The organism is Clostridium kluyveri (genome assembly GCF_001902295.1).
Taxonomy (GTDB): Bacteria; Bacillota; Clostridia; order Clostridiales; family Clostridiaceae; genus Clostridium_B; species Clostridium_B kluyveri_B.
Window position 1 is genome coordinate 247,073 of the sequence record NZ_CP018335.1, and the last position, 26,727, is coordinate 273,799.

A 26,727-nucleotide genomic window follows, 5' to 3' on the forward strand; every position below is an offset into this window, starting at 1 on the left:
ATTTTAAATCATAGAAAATTGGTGATTATTTAATGAAAGTAAGAATTAAATGGAAAAAAATATTTTTTTTATTAATAATTCTATATGTGGTATATATTTTTGTAAGTCAACAGATTACTATGTATAATATAAAAAAACAGATTACTGAGAGAAAAGTTGAAGAGATTAGGATGAAACAAAAAAATCAAAAATTACAGGATGAAGTTAAGATGTCTACATCTGATGCTTACATAGAAAAGTTAGCTAGAGAAAAATTAGGTCTTATTAATGAAGGTGAAACTCCTGTAATAGACAAAAAAAATTAATAGTCATCAATATATAATAAATAATAAAAGTAGAATTTTAAGTGTCTACAGAAATTATGGAGGATAAATTGTTGTGGAACTAGAAAAAATTTCAGGGAAGGATCCAAGGAGTCCTACTCTGAAGGGGAAGAAGAAGATTATATTATATAGTATTATTTTTAAGGAGGAGTCTTTTTAATATGACCTTAAAGGCAGGAAGCATACTAGAAGGTACAGTGATTAATATTACCAGTTTTGGAGCATTCGTGGACGTTAATGGTAAAACAGGATTAGTGCACATATCTGAAGTGTCAGATACCTATGTTAAAAATATAAGAGATTATTTAAAAGAAAAAGATAAGATAAGAGTCAAAATAATTTCTATTGATGATAATGGTAAGATAAGTCTATCTATGAAACAAGCAGAAAAGGATAAAAAAAGTTTAAAACCACAGGAAATAGACTGGCAAAAAGAAAAAACCAGAAATAATCAAGGCAGTTTTGAAGATAGATTATCTAAGTTCTTAAAAGATAGTGAAGAGAGATTTCAAGATATTAAAAAGCATCAGGATTCAAAGGGCAAAGGGTACAAAAAATCATCTAATTATTAGTTAAAGAGGCTGGTGCCTCTTTATTATTTTGTAAAATTAAAAAGTTTCATAAAATGGTTGACAATAAAATATTTATCATATATAATAACTTATGTCGTCAAATTGAGACTTTATCGCTGGAGTGGCGGAACAGGCAGACGCACAGGACTTAAAATCCTGCGGGCTTTAAAACCCGTACCGGTTCGATTCCGGTCTTCAGCACCAAAATATAGCGCGGGGTGGAGCAGTTGGTAGCTCGTCGGGCTCATAACCCGAAGGTCGTAGGTTCAAGTCCTTCCCCCGCAACCAAAATTATATAAGGCGGAATAGCTCAGTTGGCTAGAGCATTCGGTTCATACCCGAAGTGTCGTAGGTTCAATTCCTATTTCCGCTACCATTTTAAATTTGCTGGAGTGGCGGAACAGGCAGACGCACAGGACTTAAAATCCTGCGGGCTTTAAAACCCGTACCGGTTCGATTCCGGTCTTCAGCACCAAAATATAGCGCGGGGTGGAGCAGTTGGTAGCTCGTCGGGCTCATAACCCGAAGGTCGTAGGTTCAAGTCCTTCCCCCGCAACCAAATTGTATATAAGGCGGAATAGCTCAGTTGGCTAGAGCATTCGGTTCATACCCGAAGTGTCGTAGGTTCGATTCCTATTTCCGCTACCAGTAGCTTGCAAATTTTTGCAAGCTTTTTTATGATTATATAGTATTTGGGTCATATATTTAAAATATTTTGAGTTTTATGGGTCTTATATGTAAAATATAAATATAGCTTTTATATATATTTACATCAAAGTGAAAATTGATAAGAAACTTGGACATTATTGTCCTAAAAAAAATATACTATTATTTCATGTTATGACATTTATTTCCATTCATTACTGCTATAATTAATAACAGTAATTTTATAAGGTGGGTGGTATAATAATGCAATATGGAGTAGAGGTTGTTACTTATCAAAGAACAGAAAAGTTAAAGGGTGAAGAAAAAAAGCGTAAATTTGAACAATTAAGAAATATAGTAAAACTAATATTTTATTTTTTGTGTGGATTTTTAGTATCTAGGGTCATGATGGTAAATCTTATGGCTCCTTTTGGCATAGCTTTTTTTATATCTATGGCTTTATGTGAAAAAAGAAAACCTGCATTAGTAACAGGAATTGGTACATTGCTTGGATATATTTCAATATATGGAAATATAAAATATCTTCCCTCTTATTGTATAGTAACTGTTACATTAGTAACTTTAAATTATATATTAAAAAATAGTATTAAAGTTAAAAAGTTAATTTTATTTTTTGCTGTTACTTTCTTAGAGCTTTTTGCTTATAAATTTTTTGCAATTAATCTTTCACCTGGGGTAGCTATTTTAAATTCTATGTTTGAAATTATGTGTATATTCCCATTATATTTTATTATTAATTATTCTATAATATGTTTTAATCAATTAAAGACTAGGCATCTTTATAGTAGTGAAGAAATAATTAGCATGTCCATAACTACTTCATTAATTATAGCGGGTACTTGGGGAACGACTATTCAAGGTGTATCTATTAGGAATGTAGTGGCATTGACTTTTATACTTATACTGGGTTATGTAAAAGGAAGTGCTTCGGGTGCTGCAGGTGGTGTAGCTATGGGTACAATAATAGGAGTGACATCTAATGATATGATGACCTATGTTTCAGTCTATGGGTTATGCGGACTTATATCAGGCTTATTTAGAGAAACAGGTAAATGGATGAGTGGCGCAGGTTATATCATAGGATTTGCTGTATTAAAGATGTATTCTAATATAGGTTCTCAGTTTAAAATAATAGAAGTACTTATAAGCTGTATTATATATTTTGGAATACCACAGAGTATATATAGAAAAGTAGAATTAGAATTGGATTGGCAAAAGAAACAAGAACATTTAAAGGAGAATTATGCGGATAAAATCAAATCTATTTTTATGCATAGGCTTGATAGTTTTTCTCATGTACTTAATGATATATCTTCTGTTCTTTCAAGGTTGGCTAGTAATAATAAGCTTACTATGAAAACTAAGAGTAGCGCACTTATAGAAAATTTAGCAGATAGAGTTTGTTCAAATTGTGATATGAATAATATGTGCTGGAAGAGAGAAACTTTTTATACTTATAATGCATTTTTAGAATTAATACAGAATTACCAGGAAAATAAAAAGTTTATTCCAGAGGAACTACAAAAAAAATGTACTCGGAGAACTTTGCTTTTAAAGAATACTAAAGAGATTGTAAATAATTATATTGTAGACGAGATGTGGAAGAGTAGATTAAGTGAATGTAGGGAGCTATTGGCATATCAAATAGGCAATATGGGAAAAACTGTAGGTGAGATAGTACAGGATTTAAACTTAGATGTGAGGTTTAATACATCAGTAGAAAATAATATACGGAGGATCTTAAACAAAAATAATATAAGGTACAAGGATGTATTTTGTTTTAAAGATAAAAATGAACATCTAGTTATAAATTTATCTATGGAGGTCTGCGGAGGAAAACAAGATTGTATAAAAAAAATATTACCTTTAATTAATAATATAACTGGGAAGCTTATGGCCTTAAGTAAAGATAGTTGTGATATAAATTTTTCAGCTAACAGTTGTAGTGTAACTTTTGAAGAAACTCCAAAGTACCATATTGTCACTCATGTGATTAGTCAGTGTAAACATGGAGAAAAGTATAATGGAGATAGTTATAGTTTTTGTAAACTACCGGATGGCACTTATATGACAATTATAAGTGATGGAATGGGTTCTGGACCTCAGGCTGGAGAAGAGAGCAGTGCTGCCGTTGAACTTATAGAGAAATTTGCAAAGGCAGGTTTTAATAAGATGACTGCTATTAATACAGTTAACTCTATTATGGGGATCAAATTTACTGAAGATGAAAAATTTTCTACGTTAGATTTGAGCAGTATAAATTTGTATAAGGGAGAAATAGATTTTATGAAAGTTGGAGCTACAGCTAGTTTTATAAAGAGAGGAGAAGATATTTTAGTAATAAAGTCAAAGACACTCCCTATAGGTATATTAGATAAACCTGATATAGATATAATAAACAAACCTGTAATGAATGGGGATTTTATAATAATGGTCAGTGATGGCGTAATTGACTATAATAGTGAATCAGCAGGTAATTTTATATGGATGATAGAATTTTTAAGGAAGTTAGATTGTACTGAGCCTAAGGACATGTGCGAGAAAATTATGGATAAATCCAAAGAATTATCTGGAGGAAAGGTAAAAGATGACATGACAGTAATAGTGGAAAAAGTTTATACTCTTTATTGAAGTATTCTATAAGTAGTTCAAAATATAGATTTATGTTAATGCAGGTTAAAAAGTACTGTGTTTATGTTATAATTGGGTTGTTGAATGAACAGTAACTATGATAATAAATGAGATGATAATTTTTACAGTAAATACACTTATGCTGTAAAAATTAAATAGAGTTAGGGAAGTGTAGTTGTTGATAGAAAATGTACTTAATACTATAGAAGAAAATAAAATGTTTAATAGAGGTGATAAGGTAATAGTAGCTGTGTCAGGAGGGCCTGATTCCATATGCTTATTACATATGTTATATGTTCTGCAAAATAGATTAGGCATAACTTTATATGCAGCTCATGTAAATCATTGTTTAAGAGCAGAAGAAGGGGATAAGGACGAGGAGTATGTAAAAAAATTTTGTGAAAGTTTATCTGTTGAATTTAAAAGTTTAAAAATGGATGTAAATTATATTGCCAAAGAAAAAAGAATATCCTGCGAAAGTGCAGGAAGAGAAGTAAGATATAAATTTTTTGAAGAATTAAAGAAAGAATTAAAAGCTGAAAAAATAGCTATAGCTCATAATGCTAATGATCAGGCAGAAACTGTTCTAATGAGAATTATGAGAGGGGCGGGTCTACAGGGTTTAACTGGTATAAATCCTGTGAGAGATAATGTTTTTGTAAGGCCTTTAATACGTATTACCAGAGATGAAATTGAAAAATATTGTGATAATAATAATCTTCATCCCAGAATTGATAAGACTAATTTGGAAACTATATATTCAAGGAATAAAATAAGATTAGAGCTTATACCTTATATACAAAATAATTTTAATAAGGATATAGTTACGGTGTTAAATAGGCTTTCTGATATAATAAAAATAGATAATGATTATTTGAATTATATTTCTCGGGAAAAATTTAAAAAATATTGTGAAATAAAAGCACAAAAGGTTATAATATTTAAAGAGGCATTTCTAGAGGATAAAGCTGTATTAGTTAGAATAATTAGGATGTCCCTGGAAGCTGTGGAAGGAAATTTAAAAGATATTGAAAAAATCCACATTTTCAGTATAATAAATGTTCAAAAGTGTTCTACAGGTAAAGAAATAATGTTACCTCACAATTTGGTGGCATTAAATAATTATGGAAATATAATAATAAAAAAATATATAAAAGAATGTATGAAAAATTGTGAGGTACAGTATGTATTACAAATGGGATTTAACAATATTACTGATATTAAGTCTAAAATTTATATAAATTTAATTGAATTAAAAGAATATGCATATTATAAAAAAGATAGATTTATTCAGTATTTTGATTATGATAAAATAAAAGGGAGTATTATATTAAGGAACAGAAGGAAGGGAGATAGATTTATACCGCTTGGAATGATTGGAAATAAGAAATTAAAGAGTTTATTTATAGATTTAAAGATATCTAAAGATAAGAGGGATAAAATTCCCCTAGTATGTTTTGGAGATAACATTGGGTGGATTGTTGGATATAGAATAAGTGAACTTTTTAAGGTAGATAAAAACACTAAGAATATTTTGGCTATAAAGTTTGAAAGCGAGGAACTATAACATTATGAGTAATATGGGTGACGACATTAAGGAGATATTAATTAACAAAAGTGAAATTAGGAAAAAAGTAAAACAAATAGGGAAAAAGATAAGTAAAGATTATGAGGGGAAAGAGTTAATGCTTGTAGGCATATTAAAGGGCTCAGTTCCTTTTATGGCAGATTTACTTAGAGAAATAACTATTCCATGTAGCATGGATTTTATGGCGGTTTCAAGTTATGGAAGTTCTACAAAGAGTTCAGGAGTTGTTAGAATATTAAAAGATTTAGATTTTGAAATAGAGGATAAATATATATTGATAGTAGAAGATATTATAGATTCAGGCACGACTTTGTCTTACCTGATTGAATATTTGAAAGGCAGGAAAGCTAAGAGTATAGAAATAGCGTGCCTTTTAAATAAACCTGAAAGAAGAAAGGTTAAAGTTGAAGCCAAGTACATAGGATTTGAGGTCCCAGATTATTTTTTGGTGGGATATGGATTGGATTATGCAGAAAAGTACAGGAATTTTCCTTATATTGGTGTATTAAAAGAGGAAATTTACAAATAATTAGTATTAAAACTTATTGTAAAGGAATTTTACTTATGATACAATTTTACAGTATAAAACTAGAAAGAGAGGGGGGCCTTTAATGAAAAAATTTTCAAGTGCAACGGCCTGGGTTATAGTTTTTATATTAGTGATTCTTTCAGCATTGTGGTTGGTAAGAACCAATGAAAATTCAACAGCCATTAGTTTTAGTGATTTCCAAAAGTATTGGTTAAGTAATGATATTAAAAATTTTCAGCTTAGAGAAGATAAAATGACAGTTCAAGGTAGTTTGAAAAATGGAACAACATATGAAACAGTAGTTCCATCTGAAAGATTATTTCAATTTATAGGTGAGCACCCTAAAGAGGGAGAAGTTCAAGAGATATATCTTAAACCCGCTACAATACCAATGTGGGTACAGTATTTACCAACAATTCTTTTAATACTTATGCTTGTAGCATTTTGGTTTATGTTTATGCAGCAATCTCAAGGTGGCGGAGGAAATCGAAATGTTATGAATTTTGGTAAGAGTAGAGCTAAAATGGCTACACCAGATAAGAAGAAGGTAACTTTTGCAGATGTAGCTGGGGCAGATGAAGAAAAAGAAGAATTGGCAGAAATAGTGGATTTTTTGAAACAACCTAAAAAGTATATAGAAATGGGAGCTAGAATTCCTAAGGGGGTTTTACTTGTGGGGCCTCCGGGAACTGGTAAGACACTTTTAGCTAAAGCTATATCTGGTGAAGCAGGAGTGCCATTTTTTAGCATATCAGGTTCAGATTTTGTTGAAATGTTTGTTGGTGTAGGAGCTTCAAGGGTAAGGGATTTGTTCGATCAGGCGAAGAAAAATTCTCCGTGTATAGTATTTATAGATGAGATAGACGCAGTTGGAAGACAAAGAGGAGCAGGACTTGGTGGAGGACATGATGAAAGGGAGCAAACCTTGAATCAACTTTTAGTTGAAATGGACGGCTTTGGAGCTAATGAAGGAATAATTATGATAGCTGCAACAAATAGGCCTGATATATTAGATCCTGCACTTTTAAGACCAGGAAGATTTGATAGGCGAATACTTGTAGGAGCACCTGATATTAAAGGCAGAGAAGAAATTCTTAAAGTTCATTCTAGAAACAAACATTTAGCAGATGAAGTAAAGTTAGATGTTCTGGCTAAGAGAACACCTGGGTTCACAGGTGCGGATTTAGAAAATCTTATGAATGAATCTGCACTTTTGGCAGTTAGAAATAATAAGAATTTAATAGGCATGAATGAATTAGAGGAAGCGGTAACTAGAGTAATAGCAGGTCCTGAAAAAAGAAGTAGAGTGATCGATGAGGAAGATAGAAAGCTTACAGCTTACCATGAAGCAGGTCATGCAGTGGTAATGAAACTTTTGCCTAATGCTGACCCTGTACATGAAATAAGTATAATACCAAGAGGAATGGCAGGAGGATATACAATGCATCTTCCAGAAAAGGATAGTGCCTATACCTCAAAAGCTAAGCTTAAAGATGAGATTGTAGGACTTCTTGGAGGAAGAGTAGCAGAAAAATTGGTTATAGGCGATATAAGTACAGGAGCTAAAAATGATATTGACAGAGCAACTACTATAGCTAAAAAGATGGTAATGGATTATGGTATGAGTGATTTGGGACCTATTGCATTTGGTTCAGGTCATGATGAAGTGTTTTTAGGAAGAGATTTAGGAAAAGGAAGAAATTTTAGTGAAGAAGTGGCTTTTGAAATAGATAAGGAGATAAGAAAATTAATAGATGAAGGATATGATAAGGCTGAAAAACTTCTTTCGGAAAATATGCATAGACTTAAGGCTGTGGCAGAGAGACTTTTAGAAAAAGAAAAATTGGAAGCAAGTGAATTTGAGGAAATATTCGCTCAAGCTTAATTTTGTATATTATATAAAAAACCCTGTGTGCATTTCACGGAGTTTTTTATTTTATTTTTTTATAATTTTAAAATTTAAGCAACAGTGATATAATAAACATGTGTGTGTTGTTATAAATCTAAATGAAATGAGATGATTGTGATGGAATTTAATCTAAAAGAAGGCATTACCTCTACCATGGAAATGCATGTAACTGATAATAATACAGCTAAGAAATTAGGATCAGGTAATTTAGATGTATTTGCCACACCAGCTATGATAGCTCTTATGGAAAATACATCTAAAAATAGTGTAGATCTTCATTTGCCTACAGGATATACTACTGTTGGAATAGAAATAAATGTAAAACATATTAAAGCATCTCCAGTTGGGGCTAAGGTTAGATGCGAAGCATCTCTAAAGGAAGTTAAGGGAAAAAAATTAGTTTTTTATGTTGAGGCCTGGGATGAAAGTGGAAAGATTGGAGAAGGATCTCATACTAGATATATAGTAAATAGTGAGGATTTTATGAAGAAAATACAATAAAGTATAGCTTGTTATTTAATCTTGACAAATAAAATTTTATTGATACAATTAAATTGTTAATTTGAGAGAAATTAATGTTTTGGGGCAGTGGAAAATCTGCTCTTTAATTATGTATATATTGATAAACAAGTCAAAGGTGGTGTTATGTTTAATGATTTTAGTCTTAGATGTTGGAAATACTAATATTGTTTTAGGGGTCTATGATAACAGAGAGCTTATATCAGTTTGGAGATTATCTACAGACTCTAAAAGAACAGCAGATGAATACGGAGTTCAGGTAATAGATTTATTCCTCCAAAGTAAATTAAAACCGGAAGATATAACTGGTTCTATAATATCTTCAGTAGTCCCTACTATTATGTATTCATTAGAACATATGATAATAAAATATTTTCAAGTTAGTCCTATTATAGTGGGACCAGGAGTAAGAACAGGCATAAATGTGAAATATGATAATCCAAGGGAAGTAGGGGCTGACAGGATAGTAAATGCTGTAGCTGCCCATGAAATTTATAATAGATCCCTAATTATTATAGACTTCGGAACAGCTACTACATTTTGTGCGGTTACATCTGCAGGAGATTATTTAGGAGGAGCTATATGTCCAGGCATAAAAATATCTTCTTCTGCTCTTTTTGAGATGGCAGCTAAACTTCCGAGAGTAGAGATAATAAGACCACAAAATATTATAGGAAAGAATACGGTTTCTAGTATGCAATCTGGTATAGTATATGGATATATTGGTCAGGTGGACTATATAGTTAAAAAGATGAAAATGGAAATGATGGATTTAGGAGAAGAAGAACCTTTGGTAATAGCTACAGGAGGACTTGCTAAACTCATAAATGAAGGAACAAAATCCATAGATATAATTGATTCTGTATTGACTTTAACAGGGCTTAGATTAATCTATGAAAAGAACAAAGAGTAGGTATGATAATGAGAATAGGAGAGATAGAATTTAAAAACAATGTATTTTTAGCTCCTATGGCAGGTATAACAGATAGGGCATTTAGAGAATTGTGTATAGAATTTAAATGTGGACTTGTTTATACTGAGATGATAAGTGCAAAAGCTTTATTTTATGGCAGCAAGGCTACAGAAAATATGTTAGTTGTATCTCCGGTAGAAGCACCCATAGCAGTCCAAATATTTGGGAATGATCCGATCATAATGGCTAAAGCTTGTGATTATTTTAATGAAAATAAAGATATTTGTATTGTAGATATAAATATGGGTTGTCCAGCTCCTAAGATAGTAAGAAATGGAGAAGGTTCTGCACTTATGAAGAATCCAGGGCTTGCATCAGAAATAGTAAAAGAAGTAAAAAAAGCATTTTTAAAACCAGTAACTGTAAAAATGAGGATTGGTTTTGATTCTGAGAGTATAAATGCTGTAGATTTTGCTAGAGTCATGGAACAATCAGGAGCAGATGCTGTAACTATTCATGGGAGAACTAGTACTCAAATGTATAACGGTAAAGCAAATTGGGATATAATAAGTGATGTAAAACAATCAATTAAAATTCCCGTAATTGGTAATGGAGATGTATTTACTGTAGAAGATGCAAATAGACTTTTTAAATTTACTAAATGTGATGGCATAATGATTGGAAGGGGAAGCTTGGGAAATCCATGGATATTTTCTCAGATATATGAGAATAAAAATTCCCAGTCTGTCACCTATCCTACTCCACAGCAAAAAATAGATATGTGCATAGAACATTATAATAGGGCTATTTATTATAATGGAGAGTATAAGGCTGTGAGAGAAATGAGAAAACAAATAGGGTGGTATATAAAAGGTCTAAAAAACAGTAAGGAAATAAAAGAGAAAATTAACTGTGAAGAACGCAGTGAAATTGTACTTGAAATTTTAAATCAATACAAATTTATGTTGTAATTTTTAATTTGATATAGGAATAATATAGTATTGTATAGTAATTTAAGGAGAATATAAAATGTGAAATCAATCCTATATGCTGATTCCAATATGGCTAAATTTTATGATGATAATAGTTTTTGGGGAAATATAAAAGATAGACTTAAAATGAGAATAAAAGAAGAGCTTTTCATAAAGGAATTGAAATTAAAAATTAAAAATGTAAAATTTCCTCCTAATATTAATATAAATTCATATAATAGTAATATTTTAAGAGCTAAAAAAATGTGTAAAATTAAAGACATAGAATTGGCACCTAAAGTATATAGATATTTAGATTATACTCTATATAGTAAATTTCAGAAAAAGTTAATGGCTTTTAGTATTGTGGAAAGTTCTAAAATTATACTCAGAAATAAAAAAAAGAGTATAAGGTGTAGTTGTATGGCAGTTTATGATGCTGCAGATCCTATTTTATTTGATACTATATGTTATTTATCTAGGGAAGCTAAATATATAATACTTATATCTAAAAAGATCACAAAAGTAAACAATATAAGCAAATATATTATAGCAAATTATGGAGTTACACCTATAATTACTTCTGATATAAAATTTTCTTTTAAAAATGCAGATTTTATAATAACATCTAGAAGAATAACTATAGATAATAATAAATATGTATGGTATGTAGATAATAGCTATATACCATGTGGTAATAATATAGTAAACGATATTAGTTATAAAGTTCCTTGGGAATTTAAATATGAAGAAGTATCATTTGAACTTTTAGGATCTATACTTTCACAGATGGATGAGCGAGATGTAAAAAAATCTTTAAATTATAATGGTATATTTTTAGACAAAATAAAGTTTAATAAAAATATATTAATATTATAGATATATTGAAATCTATAATATTTTAATTAAATTTTGAAAATGTTGACATTGTAATAGTGCTGTTTTATAATTACTTAAATGATAATTAGCGTAAATAAGGCAAGGTATATTAAAGATTTTAAGACATTACTGGGGTATAGGAGAATTTTTATAAATTATTAAAAGGGGAGAATAAAATGAGCGGATTAAAAAAATATGTTATGACCTATGAAGGCATAAAAAAGCTGGAAAATGAATTAGAATATTTAAAGACAGTCAAGAGAAAAGAAATCACTGAAAAGATTAAAGTAGCTCTTTCCTTTGGAGATTTAAGTGAAAATTCAGAATATGATAGTGCTAAAAACGAACAAGCATTTGTAGAAGGTAGAATAGTACAACTAGAAAATATGCTTAAGAATGCCAGCATGGTAGATGAAGATGAAGTTCCATTAGATATAGTGGGTATAGGCTCGATTGTAAAAGTTAAGGATTATGATTTAGATGAAGAAGTAGAATATTTAATTGTAGGGTCTGCGGAAGCGGATCCTATTAATAATAAAATATCAAATGAATCCCCTGTAGGCAAAGGACTTGTGGGAAAAAAACCCGGGGATGTAATTGAAATACAGGTCCCAGATGGAGTTAGTAAGTACAAGATACTTAATATAAGAAGATAATTTGGAGGGTAATGTCAATGGCAAAAGAGGAAAAAAATTTACATGTACTAGAAGAGAATTTCAATCAATTGATAAGGGAGAGGATACAAAAGTTTAAAAATTTACAAGAGCAAAATAAAGATCCCTTTGAGGTATATAAGGTTGAGAGAACCCATACTTCAAAGGAAATAAAAGATAACTATGAAACTTTAGATGGCACAGATGTTACTGTGGCTGGAAGACTAATGTCTAAAAGAGTTCATGGAAAGGCTGGATTTTCAGATTTATATGATAGATATGGTAAAATTCAACTATATATAAAGATAAATGATGTAGGAGAAGAAAAATTAAAAGAGTATAAATCCTATGACATAGGGGATATTTTATCTGTAAGTGGCAAGGTTTTTAAGACTAAAACAGGAGAAGTATCAATTCATATTACGGATTTTCAACTTGCAGCTAAATCACTTAAACCTCTTCCAGAAAAATGGCATGGACTTAAGGATCCGGATTTGAGATATAGGCAAAGATATGTGGATTTGATAATAAATCAGGATGTTAGAGATACCTTTTTAAAGAGGACTGCTGTAATAAGAGCTATAAGGGAATTTTTAGATAGTAGAGATTACATAGAGGTAGAGACACCCATACTGTCATCAATAGCTGGTGGAGCAGCTGCTAAGCCATTTATAACTCATCATAATGCTTTGGATATAGACATGTATTTAAGAATAGCAACTGAATTATATTTAAAAAGGCTAATAGTAGGTGGCTTTGAAAAAGTATATGAGATAGGTAAAAATTTTAGAAATGAAGGAATAGATGTAAGGCATAATCCTGAATTTACAGCTATGGAATTATATGAAGCTTTTTCAGATTATAATGATATGATGGAGTTAACTGAGAATATGCTGGCATATGTATGTGAAAAGGTGCTTGGCACTACAAAAGTTACATATCAGGATACGGAAATAGACTTTAAACCTCCTTGGAATAGAATTACTATGGTAGATGCAGTTAAACAATTTACGAAAGTAGATTTTAGTGAAGTTGAAAGTGATGATGAAGCTAGAAAGATTGCTGTTGAAAAAAATATTGAACTTAAAAAAGAATTAAAGGATTGTACAAAAGGGGATATATTAGTGGGAATGTTTGAAGAATTTTGTGAACATAAATTTATTCAACCAACTTTTGTAATGGATTATCCTGTTGAAATATCACCTTTAACTAAAAAGAAAAGAGGAAATGATAAATATACTGAGAGATTTGAGGGCTTTATATTTGGTAGAGAGGTATGTAATGCATATTCAGAGTTAAATGATCCTATAGTTCAGAGGGAAAGATTTATGCAGCAGATAAGAGAAAGAGAACTAGGAGATGATGAAGCCTATATGATGGATGAAGATTTTATAAATGCTCTTGAAATAGGCATGCCTCCTACAGGAGGACTTGGGATAGGTCTGGATAGAATTATAATGTTTCTTACAAATTCTTATTCTATAAGAGATGTTATATTATTTCCTACTATGAAGCCAAGTCAACAGTAGAAAGTATTCCTTAATAAGTAAACTTTATCTTAATTTAAGAATCACTTGATGTTATAGCATAAAAATTTGAAATCCATAAATTTTTAGATTTATTAGTAAAAAAATATTGCATTTTTTAAATTGCGTGATATAATAATACATGTGAGTTCTTCCGTGGTAGCTCAATGGTGGAGCATTCGGCTGTTAACCGAAGGGTTGGAGGTTCGAATCCTCTCCACGGAGCCATTTTATTTTTTGTAATGGTTAAAAGCTTACTTAGTTATAGTTACATGTAGTAATTAACAGATAGGTATTATAATTTAATAAGTTGCTTTGATAAAGGATAGTAACAATTTAAGTCTCTAGATGGAAAGAGAAGTTGTGGATGGTGTAAACAACTGAGATTTTATTGTGAAGGAACTTTGGAGTTATATGTTTAAAAGATGAGCTTGTGCTAAAAAGGGTGGAACCGCGGATATGAAATTCGTCCCTTAAAGGCAGGCTTTTTTTATATTTAAAAATCTAAATATAATTTAAATTGATTATGGGAAGGAGAAATAATTTATGCCTTTTGAAAAAACTATGGATAAGATAGTAGCTTTAGCTAAGAATAGGGGATTTGTATATCCAGGATCGGATATATATGGAGGATTGGCTAATACATGGGACTATGGTCCTATTGGGGTAGAATTAAAGAACAACGTAAAAAAAGCGTGGTGGCAAAAGTTTGTACATGAAAGTCAGTATAATGTGGGTATAGACTGTGCCATACTTATGAATAACGAAGTCTGGGTTGCTTCAGGTCATGTAGGAAATTTTTCGGATCCGCTTATGGATTGTAAGGAATGTAAATCAAGATTTAGAGCTGATAAGTTAGTTGAGGAACACATGACTTCAAAGGGTGTAGAGAAAGCTAGTGCAGATGGCTGGAACAATGAAAAGTTAAAAAAGTATATAGATGATAATAATATTGTTTGTCCTGATTGCGGAAAAACAAATTTTACAGACATCAGACAGTTTAATCTTATGTTCAAGACTTTTCAAGGGGTTACGGAGGATTCAAAATCAGAAATATATTTAAGGCCAGAAACAGCACAGGGTATATTTGTGAATTTTAAAAATGTCCAAAGAACAAGTAGAAAAAAAATACCTTTTGGAATAGCTCAGATAGGAAAAGCCTTCAGAAATGAAATAACTCCAGGAAACTTTACTTTTAGAACTAGAGAATTTGAACAGATGGAATTAGAATTTTTCTGTGAACCTGGTACTGATTTAGAATGGCATAATTACTGGAAAGAGTATTGCTGGGAATTTTTATTGAAACTTGGCATAAAAGAGGAAAATATAAGATTTAGAGTTCATGAAAAAGAAGAACTTTCTCATTACAGTAATGCCACTTCAGATATTGAATATTTATTTCCATTTGGATGGGGAGAACTTTGGGGTATAGCAGATAGAACTGATTATGATTTAACTCAACATCAAAATCGTTCGGGAAAAGATATGACTTATTTAAATCCAGTCACTAATGAAAGGTATATACCTTATTGTATAGAACCCTCTGTAGGAGCTGATAGAGCAGTGCTTGCATTTTTAGTTGATGCCTATGATGAAGAAGAACTAGAAGGAGGAGATGTAAGAACAGTAATGCATTTCCACCCTGCTATAGCGCCCTTTAAGGCTGCCATTTTACCTTTAAGTAAAAAGTTGTCGGAGAAAGCTCTGGATGTTTATAATATGCTGAGGAAAGATTTTAATGTGGATTATGATGATGCTGGGAGTATAGGCAAAAGATATAGAAGAGAAGATGAAATTGGTACACCATATTGTATAACTATAGATTTTGATACTATGGATAATGACACCGTTACTATAAGAGATAGGGATACTATGAAACAATTTAGAGTAAAAATAGATGAATTGAAAGACTTCATGAAAGAAAAAATACAGTTTTAGTAGGTGTATCATGTTAATTTTATTACCTCTATTAAGAGGCAGTGAAATTAGCATGATACTATTTTTATTTATTGTAAATATTTACCATAAATTATTTTAATTGCATGTCAATAAATATTCTACAGCAAAAATTTACCGGACTTTCGTCCGGTAAATTAGGGTTTAATCATGGGGATATGTTATATGTTTAATTAAAACTTGGGGAATTATATTAATGTTTTCTTACGACACAACTAGAGTATATCACAAGTGAATGATAATTTTCAATAGCGAAATATAAAATCATTAAATTAAGTATTTTCATATAATTTTGATTTTACTAGACAATTTCATCTTAAAGATAGATGTATATTATATTTTTCATAAAATCATATCTGTTTTATTTCCAATATTTGCATTGTCATCATATGCTTTTATAAAATATTATGTTATTATATAATCAAGTATAGGTTTATCTAAAGTGGCAATTAGATATATTCCATCTCTTTTAAAGGGGAGATGAGTACTGCTGCGTGCTTGGATAAGTTGTTCTAAGGTTCAGATGAAGAAAAACATTTCTCATAAATGAACTCACCTGAACCCTTGAATTACTTGATTGTAATAGGCTTATTTTGGAGGTTTTTAAATGAAAAGAAATTTCGATGACTTTAAACAATTCATAAAATGTAAAAAAATAGGGGTAGTGGGAATAGGAATAAGTAATAAACCCTTAATTGATTTTTTATTAAAATTAGGTGCTAGGGTGAGTGCTTTCGATAAAAAAAGTCCAGATGAGATTGGAGAGGTAGCTAGAGAATTAAAAGAAAAAGATGTAGATTTGGTATTGGGTGAAAAATATCTTAATGATTTAAGTGATTTTGATGTAATATTTAAGACACCTTCCATGAGGATAGATAGTCCAGCCTTTGTAAAAGCTAAAGAAAAGGGTGCATATGTAACCTCTGAAATGGAGGAGTTTATTAGATATTGTCCTGCTAAAATATATGGTGTAACTGGAAGTGATGGAAAAACTACAACTACTACGCTTATGTATAGTATTTTGAAGAAGCAGGGATATAAAAGTTGGATAGGTGGAAATATAGGTACTCCTTTATTTTCTAAGGTAGAAGAAATAAGACCTGATGATAGAGTTGTAATTGAGTTATCCAGTTTTCAATTAATGACTATGAATATTTCACCTGAAGTGGCAGTTATAACTAATGTAAGTCCTAATCATCTGGATATTCATAAAGATATGGAAGAATATATAATGGCTAAAAAGAATATATTTAAATATCAGTCTAATTCAGATTTATTAGTATTAAATAAAGACAATGAGTTAACAAATTCTATGACAGGAGAAGCTTTGGGAAAAGTAAAACAATTTAGCATTAAAGAAAAGTTAAATAAAGGAGGATATTTAAATAAGGATAGTTTGTGTATAGATGGAGATGAAGTATGTAAACTATCAGAAATTAAGCTTAAAGGGATGCACAATGTAGAAAATCTTTTGGCAGCTTTTTGTGCTCTAAAAGATGATGTGAATATTGAAAGTATGAGAGAAGTTGCTACTACTTTTTCAGGAGTGGAGCATAGATGTGAATTTGTAAGAGAAATAGACGGGGTAAAATATTATAATGATTCTATCGCTTCAAGTCCTACAAGGACATTAGCCGCTCTTAAAGCTTTTGAAAAACCTGTAATATTAATAGCTGGTGGATATGATAAAAAAATACCTTTTGATATCTTAGCAGAAGAGGGATATTCGAAAATTAAAACTTTAGTACTTATAGGAGCTACGAAATATAAAATAAAAGAGGCTTTTGAAAATCTTGAGCTTAAAAAACAGGTTCACATACCAATCATAATGGCTAATTCTTTAGTTGAAGCCGTAAATTCAGCAAGGAAAGTATCACGTAGGGGTGATGTAGTTACTTTATCTCCTGCTTGTGCTAGTTTTGATATGTTCGCTAATTTTGAAATAAGAGGAAATATGTTTAAAGAAATAATCAATCGTATGTAATTGATATTAAATGATTCTAAGGTTCATGTGGAGTTTGCTATAGAGAAATACTTATCTCCATCTGAACCCTAAAAAGATTTATCTAGGCGCGTAGAGTGCTTATCTCCGACCTTAAAAAAGCTGGGAATGTTAGCTAATTCTAGCCTTCGAATAAAATATTTTAAAAAGAGAAACTAACTTTTTGTGGCGAGTTTCTCTTTTTCTCGGAGTTAATATGAAGGTATGAGATAACGTTTCCTAGTGTATCCTTATGTGAATATGATAGAGTTTTGCAGAAATTAATAGAATCAATTAGATAAGCAGAGTATATGATGATTGTACTTATAGAATAAAAATCAAGTTGTGGTATGATATCAAATGTCATAAGTTGATAAGGGGTTTTGTCCATAAAAACGTAAAAAATCTTTTTAAATTTATTGACAAAGTTGAGAATATATGATAAACTACAAAAGCCATTGAAGAGAAATGGTATATGATCCTTGAAAATTAAACAGAATAAGGAAGATAGGTAAACTTATTTATTAAGAATAAACCAGCAATTCTTTTGAGCTGCGAAAGCAGTAAAGAGAGTAATTTCGTAATGTAGTATATTCAAGCAGTATTCTGCTGAAAGAGATATACTAAAATTGCTAGTAGCGAGTACAGCGAGGAAAAGGCTGAATGAGGAGCGGAACTTACTTACGTAATTGAGCACCGGAATGAGGCATTTGACAAAGCTGGGCGAAGTTAATAGTAATTTTCAACAGAGTCAAATAAAACTTTTAAAATAAGAGTTTGATCCTGGCTCAGGACGAACGCTGGCGGCGTGCCTAACACATGCAAGTCGAGCGAAGAAGTCCCTTCGGGGATGGATTAGCGGCGGACGGGTGAGTAACACGTGGGTAACCTGGCTCAAAGAGGGGGATAGCCTTCCGAAAGGGAGATTAATACCGCATAAAAGGTAAATATCGCATGGTAAATACCTTAAAGGAGAAATCCGCTTTGAGATGGGCCCGCGTCGCATTAGCTAGTTGGAGGGATAAAAGCCCCCCAAGGCGACGATGCGTAGCCGACCTGAGAGGGTGAACGGCCACATTGGAACTGAGATACGGTCCAGACTCCTACGGGAGGCAGCAGTGGGGAATATTGCACAATGGGGGAAACCCTGATGCAGCAACGCCGCGTGAGTGAAGAAGGTTTTCGGATCGTAAAGCTCTGTCATCCGGGACGATAATGACGGTACCGGAAGAGGAAGCCACGGCTAACTACGTGCCAGCAGCCGCGGTAATACGTAGGTGGCGAGCGTTGTCCGGAATTACTGGGCGTAAAGGGTGTGCAGGCGGATATTTAAGTGAGATGTGAAAGACCCGGGCTTAACCCGGGCAGCGCATTTCAAACTGGATATCTAGAGTGCAGGAGAGGAGAATGGAATTCCTAGTGTAGCGGTGAAATGCGTAGAGATTAGGAAGAACACCAGTGGCGAAGGCGATTCTCTGGACTGTAACTGACGCTGAGGCACGAAAGCGTGGGTAGCAAACAGGATTAGATACCCTGGTAGTCCACGCCGTAAACGATGAGTACTAGGTGTAGGGGGTATCGACCCCCCCTGTGCCGCAGTAAACACAATAAGTACTCCGCCTGGGAAGTACGATCGCAAGATTAAAACTCAAAGGAATTGACGGGGACCCGCACAAGCAGCGGAGCATGTGGTTTAATTCGAAGCAACGCGAAGAACCTTACCTGGACTTGACATCCCCTGAATAACTCGTAATGGAGGAAGCCCTTCGGGGCAGGGAGACAGGTGGTGCATGGTTGTCGTCAGCTCGTGTCGTGAGATGTTAGGTTAAGTCCTGCAACGAGCGCAACCCCTGTCGTTAGTTGCCATCACGTAAAGGTGGGCACCCTAACGAGACTGCCGCGGTTAACGTGGAGGAAGGTGGGGATGACGTCAAATCATCATGCCCCTTATGTCCAGGGCAACACACGTGCTACAATGGGCAGAACAGAGAGAAGCAATACCGCGAGGAGGAGCAAATCTCAAAAACTGCCCCCAGTTCGGATTGCAGGCTGAAACCCGCCTGCATGAAGTTGGAGTTGCTAGTAATCGCGAATCAGCATGTCGCGGTGAATACGTTCCCGGGTCTTGTACACACCGCCCGTCACACCATGAGAGCTGGCAACACCCGAAGTCCGTAGTCTAACCAAAAGGAGGACGCGGCCGAAGGTGGGGTTAGTGATTGGGGTGAAGTCGTAACAAGGTAGCCGTAGGAGAACCTGCGGCTGGATCACCTCCTTTCTAAGGAGTCGAAAGGCTGGGAAATAACCTGCCTTAAAAGCTGGAATTTGAGATAAATAAGATTTACCGGGTTTATGCTTAAAATGTGAGTGTAGACCAGACCAGAAATTGATAATAACGAACAAGTCAAGGAAAAGCTTGAGTGAGGAGCAGAGTTTACTTGTGTAAATGAGCACCGCAGGGAAAGTTTTGACGATGGATTGCGAAGTTATTAGCAACTTTCTGCTTATTCTGTTTAATTTTGAGGGATTATATCCTTCTAATTTTTGATTTGGGGGTATAGCTCAGCTGGGAGAGCACCTGCCTTGCACGCAGGGGGTCAAGAGTTCGAATCTCTTTATCTCCACCATATGGGGGCTTATAGCTCAGCTGGTTAGAGCGCACGCCTGATAAGCGTGAGGTCGATGGTTCGAGTCCATTTAAGCCCACCAAATAATGTCTTTTAATTTTTTAAAAAGTAAGTAATTATTAATGGATATTAACACTTTATTCTAATTAATTGTAAGTTGTACTTATAATTCATGCATTTTCAATTGTGAAATGTGAATTGAGAATCGTATAATTGAAGAAATTGTCCTTTGAAAATTGCACAGTAAATAAAAGAAGTAAAGCTAAGGTTAGAAATAACCTTTGTAGTATTAAGTATAATTAAAGTTATGCTTATAGATAGGTTATAACAAACAGTTATAATAAATAACTAAGGATAAAAATTGATAATAACGAGTACAGCAAGGAAAAGGCCGAAGGAGGAGCAGAATTTACTTATGTAAATGAGCACCACAGTGAGGCATTTGACGCAGTTGTACGAAGTTAGTAGCAATTTTTAAAAGAAAATTAGTGATAACGAGCAGAGCGAGGAAAGACTTGAGTGAGGAGCAGAGTTTACTTGTGTAAATGAGCACCGCAGGGAAAGGCTTGACGAAGCTGTGCGAAGTTAGCAGTAATTTTCGGTAACAAGGTCAAGCTACAAAGGGCGCATGGAGGATGCCTTGGCACCAGGAGCCGAAGAAGGACGTGATAAGCTGCGAAAAGCTCTGGGTAGGCGCAAATAGCCAGAGAACCAGAGATGTCCGAATGGGGAAACCCACCTATAAAACAATAGGTACTGCATGCTGAATATATAGGCATGGAGGGGAAAACCCGGGGAACTGAAACATCTAAGTACCCGGAGGAAGAGAAAGAAAAATCGATTTTCTAAGTAGCGGCGAGCGAAAGGGAAAGAGCCCAAACCGGAAACTTGTTTCCGGGGTAGAGGTCAGGTAATAAAAAATGTGGAAGCTTAATTGAATTCAACTGGAAAGTTGGGCCGCAGAAGGTAAAAGCCCTGTAAGTGAAAAGCAGAAACAAAAAAACCTGTACCAGAGTACCACGAGACACGAGAAACCTTGTGGGAAGCAGGGAGGACCACCTCCCAAGGCTAAATACTACCTGGTGACCGATAGAGGAGGAGTACCGTGAGGGAAAGGTGAAAAGAACCCCGGGAGGGGAGTGAAATAGAACCTGAAACCGTGTGTCCACAAACAGTTGAAGTACGTTAAAGTACGACGGCGTGCTTTTTGTAGAACGAGCCAGCGAGTTACGGTATGCAGCAAGGTTAAGTACTTAAGGTACGGAGCCGAAGGGAAACCGAGTCTGAAAAGGGCGGGGAGTTGTATGCCGTAGACCCGAAACCGGGTGACCTATCCATGGCCAGGTTGAAGCGGAAGTAAAATTTCGTGGAGGACCGAACCACGTTGGTGTTGAAAAACCATGGGATGAGCTGTGGATAGCGGAGAAATTCCAATCGAACTCGGAGATAGCTGGTTCTCCCCGAAATAGCTTTAGGGCTAGCGTCGGGAGTGAGTAATGGAGGTAGAGCACTGACTGGGGTAGGGGCTGACAACAGTTACCGAACCTTATCAAACTCCGAATGCCATATACTTGAATCCCGGCAGTCAGACTGCGAATGATAAGATCCGTAGTCAAAAGGGAAAAAGCCCAGACCAACAGCTAAGGTCCCGAAGTGTAAGTTAAGTGGAAAAGGATGTGTGATTTCGAAGACAACTAGGATGTTGGCTTAGAAGCAGCCATACATTTAAAGAGTGCGTAATAGCTCACTAGTCAAGAGGTCATGCGCCGAAGATGTCCGGGGCTAAAACTTACCACCGAAGCTATGGGCCTGAAAGGGCGGTAGGGGAGCATGCTGCACAGGCAGAAGCCATACCGGAAGGAATGGTGGACAGTGCAGGAGAGAGAATGCTGGCATAAGTAGCGAGAAATAAGTGAGAATCTTATTGGTCGAAAACCTAAGGTTTCCTGGGGAAGGTTCGTCCGCCCAGGGTAAGTCGGGACCTAAGCCGAGGCCGAAAGGCGTAGGCGATGGACAACCGGTTGAGATTCCGGTACCACATTTTTGCGAAAAAGAACAGAAGGGATGACGCAGAAGGATAGGATGTGCACACGAATGGATGTGTGTCCAAGGAGTGAGGGAGGACATAAAGGAAAAACCGTATGTCCGATAATCCTGGGCTTTGAAGGGGAGTCCGCAAGGACGAGTATCTGATTTCACACTGCCAAGAAAAGTCTCTATGGAGCAGGAGTGTGCCCGTACCGCAAACCGACACAGGTAGGTGAGGAGAGAATCCTAAGACCATCGGAAGAATTGTTGTTAAGGAACTCGGCAAATTGACTCCGTAACTTAGGGAAAAGGAGTGCCTCGAAAGAGGCCGCAGAGAAAAGGCCCAAGCAACTGTTTATCAAAAACACAGGTCTCTGCTAAAGCGAAAGCTGAAGTATAGGGGCTGACGCCTGCCCGGTGCTGGAAGGTTAAGGGGACTGCTTAGCGTAAGCGAAGGCAAGAACTTAAGCCCCAGTAAACGGCGGCCGTAACTATAACGGTCCTAAGGTAGCGAAATTCCTTGTCGGGTAAGTTCCGACCCGCACGAATGGCGTAATGATTTGGGCACTGTCTCAACAACAAATCCGGCGAAATTGAAGTGCAAGTGAAGATGCTTGCTACCCGCGATTGGACGGAAAGACCCCGTAGAGCTTTACTGCAGTTTATCACTGAATTTTGGTATTGCCTGTACAGGATAGGTGGGAGGCAGAGAAGGAAGTGCGCCAGCATTTCTGGAGTCAACGTTGGGATACCACCCTGGCAGTACTGGAATTCTAACCGGAGTGCATGAAACTGGACACGGGACAATGATAGGCGGGCAGTTTGACTGGGGCGGTCGCCTCCAAAAGAGTAACGGAGGCGTACAAAGGTTCCCTCAGAAGGGTTGGAAATTCTTCGGAGAGTGCAAAGGCAAAAGGGAGCTTGACTGCGACACACACAGGTGGAGCAGGGACGAAAGTCGGGCTTAGTGATCCGGTGGTACCTCGTGGGAGGGCCATCGCTCAACGGATAAAAGCTACCTCGGGGATAACAGGCTGATCTCCCCCAAGAGTTCACATCGACGGGGAGGTTTGGCACCTCGATGTCGGCTCGTCGCATCCTGGGGCTGGAGTAGGTCCCAAGGGTTGGGCTGTTCGCCCATTAAAGCGGCACGCGAGCTGGGTTCAGAACGTCGTGAGACAGTTCGGTCCCTATCCGTCGCGGGCGTAGGAAATTTGAGGGGAGCTGTCCCTAGTACGAGAGGACCGGGATGGACTGACCGCTGGTGAACCAGTTGTTCCGCCAGGAGCACAGCTGGGTAGCTAAGTCGGGAAGGGATAAACGCTGAAAGCATCTAAGTGTGAAGCCCACCCCAAGACAAGATTTCCCATGGCGAAAGCCAGTAAGACCCCTCCGAGAAGAGGAGGAGATAGGTCAGGGGTGTAAGCATGGCAACATGTTAAGCTGACTGATACTAATAGGTCGAGGGCTTGACCAAATAATATTTACTGTGCAATTTTCAGGGGATATAAATTTTCTGAAGAAAAGTATTGACAGGCAGCGGGAATGACAGTATAATATAAAACTGTAGTAAGAAAACACTTTGAAAATCTGGTGGCAATAACGTGGAGGCAACACCCCTTACCATTTCGAACAGGAAGGTTAAGTTCCACAGTGCCCATGGTACTGCAGGGGAGGCCCTGTGGGAGAGCAGGTCGCTGCCGGATAAAGAATAAGGATCTTTAGCTCAGTTGGTTAGAGCAACCGGCTCATAACCGGTTGGTCCGGGGTTCGAGTCCCTGAAGGTCCACCATATGGGGGTATAGCTCAGCTGGGAGAGCATCTGCCTTGCACGCAGAGGGTCAAGAGTTCGAATCTCTTTATCTCCACCAAAACGAGTAACAATTTTGTTACTCGTTTTTTATATTTATCCGAGCACTACCATTTCTAATGCTTCCATCTTCTTTAACCTCTGAATTGTTTGATTTGTCTAAAATTTACCATTGATAGACTTGATGAAATATATGTATTTAGACATATCATATGGAAATTTTGAATACATTTTATCATTGAATAAAATGTAATATATGCTTAAAATAGAAGCATAATAAAAATTATTATGAAAATTATTTAATTTTTAAAAGGGATTTTTAATTATTAAGTAGAATATTATATAAATAGAGTATAATTAATGAAGTAAAATATATAAATTAAATGTAAAGTACAAGGAGGAATTGCCTATGAAAACATATTCAACAAAAAATTTAAGAAACATAGGAATTATTGGACATAGTGGTTCTGGAAAGACCACATTGACAGAAGCGATACTTTACCATACAAAAACTATAGACAGATTAGGAAAAATTGAGGATGGAAATACAACTAGTGATTATGATCCAGAAGAGAAGAAAAGACAAATATCTGTATCAGCCTCAACAGCTTCATGTAAATGGAAAGATATAAAAATAAATTTGGTTGACATACCAGGATATTTTGATTTTATAGGAGAAACTTTTCAAGGATTAAGAGCAGTTGATTTAGCTATGATTGTTGTATCAGGTGTGTCAGGAATCCAAGTAGGAACTGAAAAGTCTTGGAGTCATGTAAATAAGGAAAAACTTCCAAGGGCGTTTTATATAAATAAATTAGATAGAGAAAATTCAGATTTTGATAAAGTATTAGCTGATTTAAAAGAAAAGTTTGGTTTATCGGTGGTGCCTATACAATATCCTATAGGGAAAGAAAATAATTTTCAGGGTATTGTAAACGTTATTTCAAGAAAAGCTAAAATATTTGATGATAAAAGTAAGACAATGAAGGATGTTGATATTCCAGAGGATATTGTGGAAAAGATTGATGATTGTAAAAATATGATTATGGAGGCCGTGGCAGAAACAGACGAAGAGCTTCTAGATAAATATTTTAATGAGGGTACTTTAAGTGATGAAGATATTTATACGGGACTTATAAATGGCTGTACTAAAGGAGATGTAGTTCCTGTAATGTGCGGCTCTGCTGCCAATGTAATAGGGGTGGAAACTCTGCTTGAGAATATAGTTCAGTGTTTTCCATCTCCAGCAGATGTGGAATCTATTACCGCTAAGAATTTAAAGGATAATTCTGAAGTTACAATCAAAATAGATGAGGAAGAACCTTTTTCAGCATTTGTTTTCAAGACTATAGCAGATCCTTTTGTAGGAAAGTTATCCTTGTTTAGAGTTATGACAGGAAAGCTTAGATCCGATATGACGGTGTATAATGTTAAAAAAGATAAAAGTGAAAAAATAGGGTCTATGTATTTTTTAAAGGGTAAACAACAAATAGCTGCATCTGAAATAATAGCAGGTGATCTGGGTGCTGTGGCCAAATTACAATTTACAAGTACAGGAGATACCCTATGTGAAATTTCATCTCCTGTTATGTTTGAGGATATCAAATTTCCAACAGAGGTAATAGCAAAAGCAGTTTTGCCTAAATCAAAAAATGATGAAGATAAGATATTGAGCGGATTAAATAAATTGTTGGAAGAAGATCCTACTTTTAAAGTGACTAGGGATATGGAAAATGCAGAGGTAATAATCTTTGGAATGGGAGAAACACACACAGATATAATATCTTGTAAATTGAAATCTAAATTTGGTGTTGATGTTATCTTACAAGATCCAAAAATACCTTATAGGGAAACTATAAAAAAAGTTTCTGATGTACAAGGTAAACATAAGAAACAGTCTGGAGGACACGGACAATATGGAGATGTAAAAATTAAATTTGAACCTAGGGTAGATGGAGAAGATGATTTAGAGTTTGTGGATAAAATAGTAGGAGGCGTAGTACCAAGACAGTATATACCAGCTGTTGAAAAAGGACTTAGAGAATGCATAAGTCAAGGAGTTCTAGCTGGATATCCTGTCATAAGGCTAAAAGCTACTCTTCATGATGGTTCTTTCCATCCTGTAGATTCTTCAGAAATGGCGTTTAAGACAGCTGCGTCTATTGCATATAAGAAAGGTCTCCTGGAAGCAGAACCTGTGCTGTTAGAGCCGATTGTACATTTAGAGGTATCTGTTCCTGAATATTATATGGGGGATATAATAGGAGATATAAACAAAAAAAGAGGAAGAGTTCTTGGAATGAATTCTTCTGGGGAGAATCAAGTAATAATAGCAGAAGTGCCTCAATCAGAAATGTTTAGATATGCTACGGATTTGAGATCTATGACTCAGGCTAGAGGGGATTTTACTATGAGATTTGAAAGATATGAAGAGGTTCCGCCTGCTCAAGCTAATAAAATAATAGAATCTGGGAAAAATGTAAAAGTTAAGGACGAATAAATTAAAACTTGAAGAAGGAGACTGTTGCGCTGGGAAAATTAGTGCAGCAGTCCTTTTTTAAGTTTAATAATATGAATATTTTCATTTGCTAAATTAAATAATAATTTTATTGGCTAGTATAATGTAGTTAATTTAAGGAGAGATTT

At 34.8% G+C, this 26,727-nt stretch carries 15 protein-coding genes, 11 tRNA genes and 3 rRNA genes; all 29 read left to right on the top strand.

The genetic code is table 11. The features are described 5' to 3' along the window. The first annotated feature begins 32 nt into the window (after nucleotides 1–32). Nucleotides 33–305 carry an FtsB family cell division protein gene (locus BS101_RS01425; protein ID WP_073537219.1) on the top strand — a complete coding sequence of 91 codons (273 nt, stop codon included), beginning with the start codon at nucleotides 33–35 and terminating at the stop codon, nucleotides 303–305. Between the two features lie 179 nt (nucleotides 306–484). Continuing rightward, nucleotides 485–895 carry a S1 domain-containing RNA-binding protein gene (locus BS101_RS01430; RefSeq protein WP_073537220.1) on the top strand — a complete coding sequence of 137 codons (411 nt, stop codon included), beginning with the start codon at nucleotides 485–487 and terminating at the stop codon, nucleotides 893–895. A gap of 115 nt (nucleotides 896–1,010) precedes the next feature. Then, nucleotides 1,011–1,099 (top strand) — tRNA-Leu (locus tag BS101_RS01435). 8 nt (nucleotides 1,100–1,107) lie between these two features. Further along, nucleotides 1,108–1,183 (top strand) — tRNA-Met (locus BS101_RS01440). Between the two features lie 11 nt (nucleotides 1,184–1,194). Then, nucleotides 1,195–1,271: transfer RNA gene (locus BS101_RS01445), tRNA-Met, on the top strand. Between the two features lie 10 nt (nucleotides 1,272–1,281). Further along, a tRNA-Leu gene (locus BS101_RS01450) sits at nucleotides 1,282–1,370 on the top strand. An 8-nt stretch (nucleotides 1,371–1,378) separates the two neighbouring features. Further along, a tRNA-Met gene (locus BS101_RS01455) sits at nucleotides 1,379–1,454 on the top strand. A gap of 12 nt (nucleotides 1,455–1,466) precedes the next feature. Next, nucleotides 1,467–1,543 (top strand) — tRNA-Met (locus BS101_RS01460). Nucleotides 1,544–1,804: 261 nt separating this feature from the next. Then, a complete protein-coding gene (gene spoIIE / locus BS101_RS01465) occupies nucleotides 1,805–4,192 on the top strand; it encodes a stage II sporulation protein E (RefSeq protein ID WP_073537221.1) in 2,388 nt (795 codons plus the stop codon). Nucleotides 4,193–4,370: 178 nt separating this feature from the next. Further along, complete coding sequence (gene tilS, locus BS101_RS01470; RefSeq protein WP_073537222.1) at nucleotides 4,371–5,759, top strand: tRNA lysidine(34) synthetase TilS; 1,389 nt, start codon at nucleotides 4,371–4,373, stop codon at nucleotides 5,757–5,759. A 4-nt stretch (nucleotides 5,760–5,763) separates the two neighbouring features. After that, nucleotides 5,764–6,309 carry a hypoxanthine phosphoribosyltransferase gene (hpt, locus tag BS101_RS01475; RefSeq protein WP_073537223.1) on the top strand — a complete coding sequence of 182 codons (546 nt, stop codon included), beginning with the start codon at nucleotides 5,764–5,766 and terminating at the stop codon, nucleotides 6,307–6,309. Between the two features lie 82 nt (nucleotides 6,310–6,391). Further along, nucleotides 6,392–8,194 carry an ATP-dependent zinc metalloprotease FtsH gene (gene ftsH / locus BS101_RS01480; protein WP_073537224.1) on the top strand — a complete coding sequence of 601 codons (1,803 nt, stop codon included), beginning with the start codon at nucleotides 6,392–6,394 and terminating at the stop codon, nucleotides 8,192–8,194. A gap of 141 nt (nucleotides 8,195–8,335) precedes the next feature. Beyond that, nucleotides 8,336–8,719, top strand: a complete 384-nt coding sequence (locus BS101_RS01485; RefSeq protein ID WP_073537225.1) for a thioesterase family protein — start codon at nucleotides 8,336–8,338, stop codon at nucleotides 8,717–8,719. 151 nt (nucleotides 8,720–8,870) lie between these two features. Next, on the top strand, nucleotides 8,871–9,650 hold the full coding sequence (locus BS101_RS01490) for a type III pantothenate kinase (RefSeq protein ID WP_073537226.1): 780 nt from the start codon (nucleotides 8,871–8,873) through the stop codon (nucleotides 9,648–9,650). An 8-nt stretch (nucleotides 9,651–9,658) separates the two neighbouring features. Continuing rightward, entirely contained in the window at nucleotides 9,659–10,621 is a 963-nt protein-coding gene (gene dusB / locus BS101_RS01495) for a tRNA dihydrouridine synthase DusB (RefSeq protein WP_073537227.1), read from the top strand. 60 nt (nucleotides 10,622–10,681) lie between these two features. Then, nucleotides 10,682–11,500 carry a hypothetical protein gene (locus BS101_RS01500; RefSeq protein ID WP_073537228.1) on the top strand — a complete coding sequence of 273 codons (819 nt, stop codon included), beginning with the start codon at nucleotides 10,682–10,684 and terminating at the stop codon, nucleotides 11,498–11,500. A 176-nt stretch (nucleotides 11,501–11,676) separates the two neighbouring features. Then, entirely contained in the window at nucleotides 11,677–12,156 is a 480-nt protein-coding gene (gene greA, locus BS101_RS01505; RefSeq protein WP_011988767.1) for a transcription elongation factor GreA, read from the top strand. A 17-nt stretch (nucleotides 12,157–12,173) separates the two neighbouring features. Beyond that, nucleotides 12,174–13,682 (top strand): lysine--tRNA ligase, encoded by a 1,509-nt coding sequence (gene lysS / locus BS101_RS01510; protein ID WP_073537229.1) that lies wholly within the window; start codon nucleotides 12,174–12,176, stop codon nucleotides 13,680–13,682. Between the two features lie 150 nt (nucleotides 13,683–13,832). Next, nucleotides 13,833–13,907, top strand: a tRNA-Asn gene (locus tag BS101_RS01515). Between the two features lie 318 nt (nucleotides 13,908–14,225). Then, nucleotides 14,226–15,617: a glycine--tRNA ligase gene (locus BS101_RS01520; protein ID WP_073537230.1), complete on the top strand. Its 1,392-nt coding sequence runs from the start codon at nucleotides 14,226–14,228 to the stop codon at nucleotides 15,615–15,617. Nucleotides 15,618–16,242: 625 nt separating this feature from the next. Next, nucleotides 16,243–17,619: a UDP-N-acetylmuramoyl-L-alanine--D-glutamate ligase gene (murD, locus tag BS101_RS01525; RefSeq protein ID WP_073537231.1), complete on the top strand. Its 1,377-nt coding sequence runs from the start codon at nucleotides 16,243–16,245 to the stop codon at nucleotides 17,617–17,619. 762 nt (nucleotides 17,620–18,381) lie between these two features. Then, nucleotides 18,382–19,894, top strand: a 16S ribosomal RNA gene (locus BS101_RS01530). A 273-nt stretch (nucleotides 19,895–20,167) separates the two neighbouring features. Continuing rightward, nucleotides 20,168–20,243 (top strand) — tRNA-Ala (locus BS101_RS01535). Between the two features lie 5 nt (nucleotides 20,244–20,248). Further along, nucleotides 20,249–20,325: transfer RNA gene (locus BS101_RS01540), tRNA-Ile, on the top strand. 526 nt (nucleotides 20,326–20,851) lie between these two features. After that, nucleotides 20,852–23,748: ribosomal RNA gene (locus BS101_RS01545) — 23S ribosomal RNA — on the top strand. Between the two features lie 112 nt (nucleotides 23,749–23,860). Beyond that, a 5S ribosomal RNA gene (rrf, locus tag BS101_RS01550) occupies nucleotides 23,861–23,977 on the top strand. The 16S, 23S and 5S rRNA genes sit together here with 4 tRNA genes alongside, the layout of an rRNA operon. Before the next feature lie 9 nt (nucleotides 23,978–23,986). Then, nucleotides 23,987–24,063, top strand: a tRNA-Ile gene (locus BS101_RS01555). Between the two features lie 3 nt (nucleotides 24,064–24,066). Beyond that, a tRNA-Ala gene (locus BS101_RS01560) sits at nucleotides 24,067–24,142 on the top strand. Nucleotides 24,143–24,490: 348 nt separating this feature from the next. After that, nucleotides 24,491–26,581 (top strand): elongation factor G, encoded by a 2,091-nt coding sequence (fusA, locus tag BS101_RS01565; protein ID WP_073537232.1) that lies wholly within the window; start codon nucleotides 24,491–24,493, stop codon nucleotides 26,579–26,581. Nucleotides 26,582–26,727 lie beyond the last annotated feature (146 nt).